General features: G+C 58.6%; 10 protein-coding genes. 5 read left to right on the forward strand and 5 right to left on the reverse strand.

The features are described from left to right. Window positions 1–51: 51 nt before the first annotated feature. From HF854_RS08875 to HF854_RS08890, 4 genes are all read right to left on the reverse strand, one after another. Window positions 52–1,677, reverse strand: coding sequence for a bifunctional metallophosphatase/5'-nucleotidase (locus HF854_RS08875; RefSeq protein ID WP_168935959.1), 1,626 nt, complete (start codon window positions 1,675–1,677; stop codon window positions 52–54). 91 nt (window positions 1,678–1,768) lie between these two features. Then, entirely contained in the window at window positions 1,769–3,250 is a 1,482-nt protein-coding gene (locus tag HF854_RS08880; protein WP_168935960.1) for a leucine-rich repeat domain-containing protein, read from the reverse strand. Between the two features lie 81 nt (window positions 3,251–3,331). Next, the gene (locus HF854_RS08885) at window positions 3,332–3,595 is read right to left on the reverse strand and encodes a hypothetical protein (protein WP_087353077.1); all 264 of its coding nucleotides are present in this window, start codon (window positions 3,593–3,595) and stop codon (window positions 3,332–3,334) included. A 33-nt stretch (window positions 3,596–3,628) separates the two neighbouring features. Beyond that, window positions 3,629–4,897, reverse strand: a complete 1,269-nt coding sequence (locus HF854_RS08890) for a TMEM43 family protein (RefSeq protein ID WP_168935961.1) — start codon at window positions 4,895–4,897, stop codon at window positions 3,629–3,631. Window positions 4,898–5,261: 364 nt separating this feature from the next. On the opposite strand from HF854_RS08890, the gene HF854_RS08895 reads away from it, so the two are divergent. Next, entirely contained in the window at window positions 5,262–6,677 is a 1,416-nt protein-coding gene (locus HF854_RS08895; RefSeq protein WP_168935962.1) for an ABC transporter substrate-binding protein, read from the forward strand. Here the strand turns inward: HF854_RS08895 and HF854_RS08900 are convergent. Continuing rightward, window positions 6,671–6,817, reverse strand: coding sequence for a hypothetical protein (locus tag HF854_RS08900; protein ID WP_168935963.1), 147 nt, complete (start codon window positions 6,815–6,817; stop codon window positions 6,671–6,673). The genes HF854_RS08895 and HF854_RS08900 overlap by 7 nt on opposite strands. A 43-nt stretch (window positions 6,818–6,860) precedes the next feature. Here HF854_RS08900 and HF854_RS08905 point away from each other — a divergent pair, with 43 nt between their 5' ends. The 4 genes from HF854_RS08905 to HF854_RS08920 all read left to right on the forward strand — a co-directional run bounded on the left by HF854_RS08905 (window position 6,861) and on the right by HF854_RS08920 (window position 11,783). Then, window positions 6,861–8,294 carry a helix-turn-helix transcriptional regulator gene (locus tag HF854_RS08905; RefSeq protein WP_168935964.1) on the forward strand — a complete coding sequence of 478 codons (1,434 nt, stop codon included), beginning with the start codon at window positions 6,861–6,863 and terminating at the stop codon, window positions 8,292–8,294. Window positions 8,295–8,473: 179 nt separating this feature from the next. Then, entirely contained in the window at window positions 8,474–9,280 is an 807-nt protein-coding gene (locus HF854_RS08910) for a hypothetical protein (protein ID WP_168935965.1), read from the forward strand. Window positions 9,281–9,301: 21 nt separating this feature from the next. Then, the gene (locus tag HF854_RS08915) at window positions 9,302–9,955 is read left to right on the forward strand and encodes a hypothetical protein (protein WP_168935966.1); all 654 of its coding nucleotides are present in this window, start codon (window positions 9,302–9,304) and stop codon (window positions 9,953–9,955) included. 223 nt (window positions 9,956–10,178) lie between these two features. Beyond that, entirely contained in the window at window positions 10,179–11,783 is a 1,605-nt protein-coding gene (locus HF854_RS08920; RefSeq protein ID WP_168935967.1) for a hypothetical protein, read from the forward strand. Window positions 11,784–12,038: the final 255 nt, after the last annotated feature.

The following is a 12,038-nucleotide window of genomic DNA, read 5'->3' on the forward strand; positions in this document are numbered from 1 at the left end:
GTTGCGTTACCGGTGCGGCCAGATCCGCTGCCCGCTGTTTCCTAGGCACGCCTACTGGCGGATGATGCGCTCAGCCTTGGGCTGGGGCAGGGGCGAGTGCTTCTTCAGGTAGTCTTCCACCACCGTGATATCGATGGGTTCGGGCGAAGGGATCACCTTGCTGTCCTTGAGCATCGCATACGCGTCCCCGCCGCGCGCCAGGTACTCGATGGTGACGATCACGTAGCGGGCCTTGAGATCGAGAGGCGTGGCCGTGTCCTTTTCGTCCAGGATCTCCGCCCTGACGATGCGGGAACCCGCCGGACGCGCGGCGTCGACCACATAGCGCAGGCCCGCGGTGTGCAGCAGGCGCGGGCCCTGGCCGCCTTCTTCGGAAACGCCGTGTTCAAGAGCTGCCAGCAGTCGTTCTCCCGTGATCTCGCGCATCACCAGCGTATTGCCGAAGGGGATGACGCTGAGCAGGTCGCCCCGGGAAATATCGCCCGCGGGCAGGGCAGCACGCACGCTGCCGCCATTGCACAGGGCCACCTGGCCGCCAAAGGGGCGGGCGTATTCCAGCATGGCGTCAGCGATGAGGCTGCCCCCCAGACAGTCGTCCTCCCGGCAGGCGTCTATGCCGTCAGGCAGGGAAAGATGGTGGCTGCCCACCTTGTGGTTGCGGAATTCGTCCAGGCTGGTGGCATACTTCTGCACCAGAGCGCTTGTTTCTGCATCGCGCGGTTTCGGGGCAGCAAGCTCCCGTGCGCCACCGTTCCAGCGGAGAGGAACGCCCTGTGCGTCAAAAATGACATTGAGTTCGCCCAGATACTGCGCGGCACGCTTGGCAGTGACCACCAGTACAGGCTGCCCCGAGGGGGAACGCTCGATAATGGGGTAAGGGCCTTCTTCGGAATCAGGGCCCAGATAGCTGTGGCTGTGGCCGCCCACGATGATGTCCACGCCGTCCACGCTGCGGGCCAGCTTTCTGTCTTCGGACAGGCCGATATGGGTGAGGGCGATGATGTGCTTCACGCCCTGCGCTTCCAGATCCTTGACCGTCCTTTGCAGGCAGGCAGCCGTATCCTCGAAAAATGTGCGGGGGCAGGCGGCGGCCAGGCTCACCACCTCGTTGTTGGCTATGCCCACCACGGCCACCTTCTGCCCGCGTACCGTGAGCAGGGTGTAGGGAGCATAGTTGCCCTTGAGCATGGGGCAGCCCTTTGCAGGCTTCAGGTTGGCTGCCAGCACGGGAAAGGAGAGGGCCGCCAGAAAGCGCGTCAGCTCCAGACAGCCTTCGTCGAATTCGTGGTTGCCCAGGGTCATGGCGTCGTAGGGCATGTGCTGATCCAGCTCGGCCAGCATGGGCCACTTGTTCACGCTGTAGAAAAGGGTCCCCTGGAACTGGTCGCCCGCATCCAGGGCGATGATGTTGTCGCTCCGGGACTTGGCCGTGCGGATGGCGGTGGCGATGCGGGCCAGCCCGCCGCGGCAATCCGTGTCATCGAAGCAGGCATTACCGTACTTGTTGATGCCCGCAATGTGGGAATGGGTGTCGTTGGTATGCAGGATGGTCAGGGAAAGAGCGCCTTCCGCCGGGGAGGCATGCCGCGCGGGTGAACAGCCCCCCTGCACCAGAGACAGGGCAAGGAACAGGAGCGCTGTGCAGACTGTTGCCACGTGATGGGACAGATACGGCATGGGTGTCCTCCCCGGGGAAGGCTGGAGACCTTGTTGGTTACTGGACCGGCAAGAGGCCGCAGGCCTGTCGCTTGCGGCCCCTTGCTGAGGTTTAGCGCTGTTCGACCTTCACGGTCTGGGCAAAGCCGCCCAGTTCGGCCTCAGGGAAGGCGCCCTTGGAGACGACCACTCGCTTCAGGTTGGGCAGGGACTTGAGGGGAGCCAGGCTGGTGACGCCCGTAGCCTTCTTCATCTCAAAGGTGGTGAGCTCGGTGCAGCCGGCCAGGGCCTCGAAGTTGGCGATCTGGCTGTCATTGATCGTAATGCTCTTCAGGCCGGGCATCTTGGCCACGCCGGCCAGGCTGAAGGGTTCGCCTTCCTTGTTGACCCGGATCAGGGTCAGCTTGGTCAGGGAGGTGCAGCCGGCCATCTCGCCCGAGTTCACGACCTTGGTACCGCTGATGCTCATTTCCTTCAGCTTGCCCCAGCCCTTGGCGGCGGCCATGTCGAAGGGATCGCCCTTCTTTTCATTGTAGGACGAAGCGATGGTGAACTTCTGCAGTTCCGTCAGGTTGGCCAGGGCGGCGGAATTGGTGGCGCCGTTCACCCCCCAGAGCCGGAGGTCCTTCAGGGTCTTGGCCTTGGCCACACCGCTCAGGTCGCAGTCGGGAGCACGCATGTTCCAGATCTGGAGCTTCTCCACCTTGGAAGCACCCAGGGGGGAGTAGTCGGTCACGTATTCGGCGAACATGTCGAACTCACGCAGGGCAGGAAGTTCGGCCACAAAGGCAATGTTGTCCAGCTTGGTGAGACCGCCATCGAGCTCGGTGACCTGCTTCAGCGCGGCCAGGGTGGAGAAGTCGGCATCCTTGACGGCATAGTAGGAGAGCTGCTTCAGCTTCGCGCACTTGGCCAGGGGGCTGAAGTCCTTCACAGTGGCGCCATAGAGGCTCAGTTCGCGCAGGTTGGGCATACTGGCCAGAGGCGACAGGTCCTGGATGGTGCAGTATCTCAGTTCGAGCTTGGAGCTGCCCAGGGACTTGAGCGGCGAAAGGTCGGCCGGAGAGGCACCGTTGAGGGCCACGCGGGGATCGCCCTTCAGGGCGGGGAAGCCTTCAAAGGAGGTCAGGGCGCTGCCGGCGTTGATCTCGATCTCCCTGAGGGCGGTCAGGCCCGTCATCCACTTGAGGTCGGGGCCCATCTTCTCGCTCTTCAGGCTGATCCTGGTCAGCTGTGTGAGGTTGGCCAGAGGCGACATATCCGTCACCTTGTTGGCTTCCAGCTCAAAATAGGTCAGGTTCTTGAGCCCTGCCACAGGAGCGATGCTCGTGAGGCCACCCTTGACGCTGAGGCGGCTGGCATTGGGGAAGGCCTGGCAGAACTTGGCCAGGTCCGCATCCTTGACGCCCTCGAGCTTGAACTCCGGCGTCTTGATGCTGCCGGCTATCTCCCTGGCCTGGCTGAGGCCTTCATCGGTAAGGGATTCTTTCACGATGACGGAAGAGCCGGAACGGTTGACGGAAGGCGCCGCGTAGGCCGCCGAGACGCTCAGGCCCAGGGCCAACATGGTGCAAAGGATGTTCTTTACGGACATAGGGCTTCCTCCTGCTTTTTTATGGAATGCGTTGTCCAAATGTCTTTGGGGGGTGAGGGCGGGCCGCCACCGGGGACGGCATCACTTCTTCGGGCATCTGCCGCGCAGGGAGCGGGCATAAGCGTCGGCCTTGGCCTTGTCCTTGAAACCGGGATAGGTGATCAGGTCGACGGAAGGATTGTTCCCGAAGCTCCTCAGGTAGTTCGAGACCTGGTTGCCGTTGCCGACCTCAGGCCTGCCGCTGGCGGTGCAATACACGTAGTACCTGTCCCACTTGAGCTCCATTGCCCATGCCGTCGCACAGAAGGCGTGCAGGACAAAGAGTGCCAGGATGAGCTTCTTCATGTCTTGCTCCTTGGGGTTGAGGGGGCGACTCCGTCAGGAGCGCGGAGCCGGTTCCGAGGGATCTTGGGCCGGGGCGGTGGGGGCGGACTTCTTCATGCGTCCCTTGACGAACAGCAGGATCACCAGGACGAGCGCCGCGCCCAGCAGGCAGGCACCCAGCACGGGACGGAAACGGATCCAGGCGATGGCGATGATGACCATCGACCAGGCGGTGCCCAGCAGACCCGCCACCAGGCCCGTACCGGCGCCCACGATGCTGCCCAGCAGGGGGATGACGTCGGCGAGGACCTTGAGGGGGGCGAAGACCATGCCGAAACCGGTGACGCACAGTACAAGGCCCAGGCCGCGCAGGATCCAGGCCATGGTGGCATTGCCGCTCTTGGCGGCGTCGAACATGCTGTTCATGTCCTGTATGCCCATGCTGAGGCGGGAGAAGGTGTTGCCGTTGGATGCACGGAAGGGAACGAAGGTATCGCCGTTCACCTTGGCGAGGATGGAGACCTCGGCAGCCGGGGTCTCGAAGAAGGTCACGCGCACGTCACCGATGGACGGGGCACCGGGCTCACGGCCCACATAGATGGTGTTGGTCTGGGTGTGGATCATGCTGGCACCCTGCTGGCCCACCACCTGGGATGCATCCAGGCTGGCATTGGGAGCAAAGAAAGCCTTCTGCAGTTCGGCGCGCTGGGTATCGGTGAGGGAAATGTCCAGAGGCTTCTCACCGCCGATGGAGCGGGCCAGGAAGGCAGGGAAGCGGTAGGCGCCGAAGGTCACGTTGGGGGCGAGCCAGTCCGCGGCTTCAGTCTGGATGCGGGTCTTGTTCTCGTGGCCCACCATCTGCTTGAAGGACTGGGAATCCACAGGGTGGTTCACCCATTCCCTCGAGTAGGTGTAGGTGGTGACGGTCTCTTCCCCGCCGCCCAGCTTCTGGCGCTTTTCCGATCTGCGGTGCTCCACCCACTGGTAGTATTCCACCTTGCGGCGCAGCTTGATGGCGTTCACCTTGACGCCGAACACCGGGTCGGTCAGCTCGTCCTTCGTGACGGCACGACCCGTGGCATACACCATCTTGCCCTCGAAGGCGCTGTCGACCTTGGTGATGGCGGGCATGGGCTCCGTCGCCAGCTGGGCCTCGACGATGGCATCGCCCGTGCGCACGGTGCGGCCTTCGTTCCACCACAGCAGGGCCGTGGCTGCGATGATCAGGAGGAAACCTGTTCCGATCCCCTTGAAGGAATCTCCGAGGCGGGAAAACCAACTGGTGCTTGTGACTTCCGTGTAAGAATCGTTTTCGTCGCTCATGGCTTTTTCCTTGCTAAGCGGTTGCGCAGTTCCGGGGGATCACAAACTTCCCCGCTTCTTATGCGGAAGATAGGCAAAGGATTCGTTCAGGGCATCATCCCTGTAATGAGCAGGGAGCATTTTTTTTATTTACCAAGCCGTTCGGTAAGAAAAAATATTTCATCACAACAATGAAAAATGCTTCATTCGCCTGGTAAAAAAGATTTCATCCTGGTGATGAAAAAAAGACGTATCTCTTTGAGAAAACAGATGTTATTTTGAGAAAAATACGCAAGCCGGATGCATGGACAGATTGAGCTTATTTGTAAAAAAGGATATGAAATAAACAAGATAAACTTTTCTGGCCTTTTTCGGGGAACTGGTTATGCGCGTATGGCAGGACAATATGGAGCACGGCACGATGCCGGATGCAAAGCCGGCGGCATGTGCAAGAGTGCTTTGCCGGACATTCCTGCGAGTCATGCTCGCTGTGCATGTCCTTCTGCTTTGTGCTTGTACCGATTCTCCGCTTGATTCTGACAAGCCCGTCACCCTGACCATGTGGCATGTGTATGGCGCACAGGCCCGTTCCCCCATGAATATGCTGATCGACCGTTTCAACCAGACGGTGGGGAAGGAGCAGGGCATCATCATCAATGTCACTTCCGTCAGCAGTACCTGGACCATCCATGACGAGCTCGTGGCGTCAGCCCGTAAGGATCCGGGAAGTGAAGAACCGCCTGACCTTTTCACATGCTACCCAAAAACAGTGGCCATGATCGACAGCGCAAGGCTTCTGGACTGGAAAAAGTATTTCAGTGAAGAGGAGCTGAAGAACTATGTTCCGGCCTTTCTTGAAGAAGGCATGATAGGCGATGCGCTTTACGGGTTCCCTTTTGCCAAATCCACCAATCTTCTCTATGTCAATGACACCCTTTTTGAGCCCTTCAGCCGGGAAACGGGCATAACGCATGCCGATCTCGCGACAATGGACGGCATATTCCGTGCGGCCGACCGTTACCATGAATGGTCCGGCGGCAAGTCTTTCTTCATGTATGACGACTGGATACACTATGCCATGCTCAACTCGGAGGCGCTGGGAGAACCCTTTTTCGAGAAAGGATGCATCCGCTGGGACAATCCTGTCCTGCTGAAGATTTGGCGTCCTTTGGCCAAGGCCGCAGCCAACGGACAGCTGTGGCTCAATCCCGGCTATAACAGCACCGTCATGATGATGGGGGAGGTCGTGTGCGGTGTAGGTTCTTCCGCCGCCATCCTTTACTTCAATGATACCCTTACATTGAGGGACAATACGACCCTCCCGCTCAGGTTGACGGTACTTCCCGACCCGCGTTTCGGAGGGGCAAAACGGCTGGACATCCAGCGGGGCTCCGCTCTGTACGCATGTGCCTCCACCCCGAAAAAGGAATACGCTGCCGCAGTATTCTGCAAGTGGATCACCAGTCCGGAAGTCAATCGTTCCCTCACCATACAGGGAGGGTACATGCCTGTTCACAAGGAAGCCTTCCAGAAGCTGATGCAGGCAAACCGGGCCGATTTTCTTAATGATCGCTATTGGCAAGCTTACAAGGTACTGCGGTCACTTTATGAAACGTCCACGTTTGTTCCCGCTCCTGATTTTGAACATTATGGCGAACTGGAAAAGCGGTTTGGGATGGCCCTGCGTGATGTCCTTTCCACATATCGTGGAACATGGTTCAGTGTTGACAACAACTCTGACAGAGTTGTCCGGTCAACGCTGATGCAGATGAAGAAACACTTAGACGTACCTTTTTATTGATAAATAGCTGTCATGCGATTTTTACAACCTACTCTCTTTTCTTTTAGAGCAGGAAAGCTTCCCTTGCGGGTGCGTCTTGGTGTGTATTTTTTGTCTTTTGTCCTTATTTTGCTTATTATTTTGCTGACACTGCTTTTCATCTTTGATTTCCTGCCGGCTTCCCAAAAGAAGATAGGCGAGGATATGGATGATTATCTTACTGTATATGAAAGAAATATTTCCCTGCATATGGGCAATATCGTCGCTGCCAGCCAGCGGCTTGCTTCTGAGCTGACGCGTGTTGTCGAAAAGACCCTGGCCCAGAACAACGCTGCGTTCAGCGACGTGACGGATAATGCGCAGCTCATAGGCAAGCTGGAGTATGAAAGCATCCCCCTGCTGATCCAGAGCCTGAGGGAATCCCGTTCCACCGGGGCGTTCATCATCCTGGAAGCGACGCTCAACAGCTCGCTTCCCAAGGCAGCCACGTCGCGCTGCGGTGTCTATCTGAAGATCAACACGCCTGTTAATTTCAATACGGTAAAGGCGCCTGTGGCCTGGTTGCGCGGGATGCCGCAGATTGCCAGCCGCTATCGCTTTGCCATCCACAATAACTGGGACATGGAGTTTGACATCTCCCATATCTCCAAATGGGATGAACTGCTCCAGGAGGCAAAACAGGCCCCGAGAAACAGCTATTTTTTTGCCAAGGCGCATTATCTGCGCGGGACATGGGAAAAAGTGCTTTTGATCTGCATCCCCATGTACGGGGAGAACGGCGAGATATACGGGGTTTGTGGCCTTGAGATCAGCAGTCTGCTTTTCAAGCTGGCCCATGCACATCTTTCGCCTCCCCTGGCCGGTCTGACAGGGGTCCTAGCCTTGCGGCAGCAAGATACCGAGGGGGGAGTGAGCCTGGACACCGGAGCTGGTTTTCAGGACGGGCCTGCCCTGGCCATCCCGGAGGACTCTTCCGTCTACAAGGTCACTGCAGAGAAAGATTACAACCGCTACAGCGATGGCGAGATCGTCTTTGTGGGCAGGGAAAAGCCGTTGCGGCTGGCGCCGCTTCCGCTTTTTGGCGAAGATGCCACCTGGGTTGCCGCGGTATTGCTGCCCCAGCAGCGGGAACGAAGCATGCTGATGCATCGTTATATCCTTGTGGCGTCTTTCCTGATGATCTTTTTGGCCATCGCCCTGTTGCTGGCCATATTCTTTTCCCGCTGTTACGCGGCACCTGTCCTGAAGGGCATACGCAATGCCAGGGAGGAAGGAGGCTCAGGCGGCACGACCCAGATCCGGGAGCTGGATGAACTCATTGCCTTCATGAAGGCCAGAGAGCAGGAACTCATTTGCCAGATGGGAGAAAACGCCCATGAAATGCGCGACGCTGACCAGGTGGAGTTGAGCGCATATCGCATGTTCGTCAATCAGATAGAGACCCTGACGAAAACAGAACGCATCGTCTTCGATCTTTATATCACCGGCCTCAACTCACATGAGATCGCCAACAAGCTCAATCTGTCCATCAATACCATCCGCACGCATAACCGGAATATCTACGCCAAGCTCAACGTCACTTCCTACAAGGAAATGATGGTCTACATCCAGATGATGACGGGCAGGCAGCAAGGCTGAGTACCCCGATCCCCAAAGAGCAGAGCCCCCGGACAGGGGGCTCTGCTCTTTTCATCTTCATGATGACACGTTTTTTCGACTTTTTGCGCGTTTTTCATCGCAAGGATGATGCATGGTCATCCCGTGTCAGGCTATGACGCTCCCAACAGGCAGCCTATCCAACGCCTGAGGAGGGAACCATGAAAGGCATACGCACACGCCTGTTGCTCGTGGCGTTTCTTGCCCTGTGTCTGACCATCGCGGCCCCGGCCCGTGCCCATGAGGATACCTCGGAGATGAGCCGCGCCGATCTCCTGCTCCTGCAGGACACTGTGGCCCGGCTCTGGACACTGCATGTCGGCATCGGCGAAAAGCAGCCCGGAGACAAGGCACCGCATGAGACCTTCGGCCTTGTGAAAGACGAACAGCTCTCTCCCGCTTTTGTGGCACGCCTCGTCCTCCAGCTGGTGGACCCGGATGCCGGCACGCAACGTCTCCTCCCGGAGATGGTCGCCACCCCCGAAGACCGGAAGAGCATACGCGTCTTTGACAAGGTGCCGCAGCGCTACACTGTCTACCTTCCCTTCACGGTCCTGGAGGCCACGGCGCGGGAGTACCTGGGCTGGCCCTTCGACAAGGCGGCCCTGCCCAAGGCCGACTACATCCTGCTGGGCGAAAAGGGCCTGTTCCTCGACTATGACGCCATGTTCCAGTCCTGGCCCCTGCGCCATCAGCAGCGGGCCTTCGCCCTGTCCATCAATCTGTACCAGCATGGCGGAGATAACTGGATCATGGAAGGCACGGTACGTGTCCCCGAGCAGGCGGAAGGCGATATCTGCCGCATCAGCAGACGGGAAAACTTCGGCATGCACCTCAAGAGGACGGACGGTTGCTGGCGCATCCTTTTCCTCGGCTTTTGCGACGGCTGGCACCCCCTTCTCTTCGGCAATGACGGCATGCCGGACGACCGCGGGCGCCTCCATGTCCTCGGCTTTGACATGCAGTAAGTTTCCCCAGCGAGGTGGATCATGAACAAGATCTTGCTTTTGGTGGTATCGGCCTGCCTGCTGCTCTGTCCCCTCTCCGCTTCCGCGCAAGGGAACGCCCCGTCCCGGGCGGAAGTGCTCGTCATGAAGGACAATCTGCTCATTCTCTGGAGCATGGGCCTGACGAAAAGTGCCCCCAAATCCCAGGAGGCCTTGTGCCGGGATGCGCTCTTCTTCCTTATTCTGTCCGAAGGCTCGGCCTGTGGTGTGGATCGCCGTATGGACCCTGATCTCTTCCAGGGTATCCCCGAAAGGTACATGGGCTTCGTGCCGAAGCAGAAGGTGGAGGAGTCCGCCCGGACCATTTTCGGTCAGGAAGTGAGCCAGCACGTGGCCTTCAAGGGGTCCTATTTCGACGGCAACGGCTATTTTCTCGATTTTGGCGCGCTGAGCGACAAAACGGGCAATATATGCAACCTGTCCCCGGATAATTTACTGCCAGGCTATGCCAACGTGGAGATGATGGAGCCCATAGATGAAAAACACTGGGAAATGTTCGGCAGGCTCCAGCGCTTCAAGGAAGTGGACGGCGGGGAAATCGTATGGAAAGAGGCCACATTCCACGTCATCGTGCATCATCAGGACGGCAAGCTGCTGCTCAGGAGCTTTGAGTTCACGGAACAGGCCATGGGATAATGGCTGGATGAGGAGCTTCTCCCAAACGCATGGGAGTGTGGATGGCTGAAAGGCCCCAAAACGGAATGATAGGCCTGTTCGAGGATCTTTCATCATATCTGCAAAAGGGGCTGAAAGCACAGCCTGGACAACACCGTAATCGACTGAATTGAAATCAGGAGGAACTATGCATTCATTGGCAAAATGCATTGCGTTGGTTTTGATACTCCTGGGATGGGCGGCCGTGGCTCAGGCCGTCCCTGTGGATCTGCTGAAGACGCCCGTCCCGGCCGACGTGGCCTGCGGTGGGGCCGTGGATGAGGCCGCCACCCTGAAGGCCGTGCAGCACTGGGTCCTGCTGTGCAACAACGAGCTGTCCGCCATCGACAAGAACGATGAACGGCGGATCATGGGCTATCTGCTGGACATGAAGGTGGATTACCTGAGCCACCTCCGGAGACACTCGGTCAAGGAAAAGATCTCGGAGCTCGTGGAGCCCGTGCTCCAACGCTGGGTGCAGCAGGCCCTGATGAAGAAGGGCTCGCTGACGCCCGCGGATCAGAAGCTCCTGGCTTACCTCGGCTCGCTGGCTCTCGTTCCCACCATGGAGGAAGGGCTGGCCTACCTGCGTCTGGACTATGCCGCTTTCTACAAGCATGTCCACTTCAGCCCGGCGGCCAGGGCCTTTGTGGATGTGCTGGTCTCCCAGCCCATGAGCGACGAGGATCTGGGCGGTGAGGAATACTACAAGTACTGGCCGCATCTGCACATGGCCGAATGGGCCGCGCAGCTGGAAAAGTTCCTGCGCGCCCATGCGGGCAATCCCTATGCGCCCGATGCCCTCAAGCGCTATCACAGCATCGTGGACCTGATGTTCTTCAAGAGCGTTCCGTCGCGTGGCCCCAACGGGGTCATTGACCGGTGGAACTGGCAGAAGAACGAGATACTGGGTCCCCTTGCCCAGACCTATCAGGGTACTCTGACCGGGCGTCTGATCGGGGACTTCATCGCCGCTGTGGATGCCAATGGCCAGAAGGCTCCCCAGGGCCTGAAGCAGCGCTTCGCCGCCCTGATCGATGCCGAACTGGCGCCGAAGAAGGGCGCGGATGCGGCCACGGCCCCTGCCGCGCAGGTCAGCTTTTATGAAGGCCAGGGCGTCATCAACAACAAGATCCCCGTGGCCCTCTGGTTCGACAGCCGGGAGGGCATCGTCTCCGGGGAGATCGTCTATACGGCCACCAAGGCCAGAAAGCCCATCCGCATCCTGGGCCGGGAAGAGGCCGACGGCGCCTTCCGTCTTTATGAGATGCTGCCCAACGGGGACATCTCCGGCACCATCACCGGCACGCTCACCGACGGCGTCCTGTCGGGCACATGGACCGGCCGCCCGCGAATGATCGAGAAGAGTGAAGGCAAGTACAACTTCAAGAGCGGCAAGCAATTCCCCATCAAGATCAGCGCCGTCAAGAGGACACATGCCCCCTATGATTGGATATTCGATGCGGCGAATGCTTCCGGGACATACGCCTACAGCGTCGGGGACAAGTGCGATGACGGCACGGTCAACCTGCGGATCAATAATGACGGGACCGTCAGGTATCGCATCATAGGGCTGACCGGAGCGCCCTTTTACAGGACAGCCTGTTTTCCTGAGGATGCCTTGTCTGGTGAGACTGGCGTGGCACGGTTGCATGGCAACCGCATACTTATCGAAGAAGACGCAAACTGTGCCATAGAAATAGCACTGTACAGCGACTTCCTTGTTTCCAGCTATGTGGATGGCAAGGTCTGCCGACACCGTGTGGGAGACGGGGCAACAGCAGAGGGATTGTTCCTTAAAAGGCGCTGATACCGGCAGGGGACCGATGCAGACTTCGCGTGCCATGGACTTGTCCAGAGGCAGGTCTTCAGGAGAGCGAGGCAAGAAGAGGGAATCATCAGGGCACGATGTTCTTAGCGCATCACCTTGGCCTGCTCCGTGCGTCTTCGCCAGATTCTTTGCAGGGGAGGGGCCAAGGTGCGGTCTTTCAGAGCGTGTTTGGAAACTCATTTATCAATAATGAAACGTTTCAACAGTATGCTTGCCATGGCTATTTGAGTCATG

The organism is Desulfovibrio piger, assembly GCF_012843875.1.
Lineage (GTDB): Bacteria > Desulfobacterota > Desulfovibrionia > Desulfovibrionales > Desulfovibrionaceae > Desulfovibrio.

Excerpts from the sequence above, each read along its gene's own strand:
- HF854_RS08905 (WP_168935964.1), top strand. The coding sequence starts at position 6,861 with ATGGATGATTATCTTACTGTATATGAAAGAAATATTTCCCTGCATATG.
- HF854_RS08895 (WP_168935962.1), top strand. The coding sequence starts at position 5,262 with ATGCGCGTATGGCAGGACAATATGGAGCACGGCACGATGCCGGATGCA.
- HF854_RS08915 (WP_168935966.1), top strand. The coding sequence starts at position 9,302 with ATGAACAAGATCTTGCTTTTGGTGGTATCGGCCTGCCTGCTGCTCTGT.
- HF854_RS08890 (WP_168935961.1), bottom strand. The coding sequence starts at position 4,897 with ATGAGCGACGAAAACGATTCTTACACGGAAGTCACAAGCACCAGTTGG.
- HF854_RS08885 (WP_087353077.1), bottom strand. The coding sequence starts at position 3,595 with ATGAAGAAGCTCATCCTGGCACTCTTTGTCCTGCACGCCTTCTGTGCG.
- HF854_RS08880 (WP_168935960.1), bottom strand. The coding sequence starts at position 3,250 with ATGTCCGTAAAGAACATCCTTTGCACCATGTTGGCCCTGGGCCTGAGC.
- HF854_RS08910 (WP_168935965.1), top strand. The coding sequence starts at position 8,474 with ATGAAAGGCATACGCACACGCCTGTTGCTCGTGGCGTTTCTTGCCCTG.
- HF854_RS08900 (WP_168935963.1), bottom strand. The coding sequence starts at position 6,817 with ATGAAAAGCAGTGTCAGCAAAATAATAAGCAAAATAAGGACAAAAGAC.
- HF854_RS08875 (WP_168935959.1), bottom strand. The coding sequence starts at position 1,677 with ATGCCGTATCTGTCCCATCACGTGGCAACAGTCTGCACAGCGCTCCTG.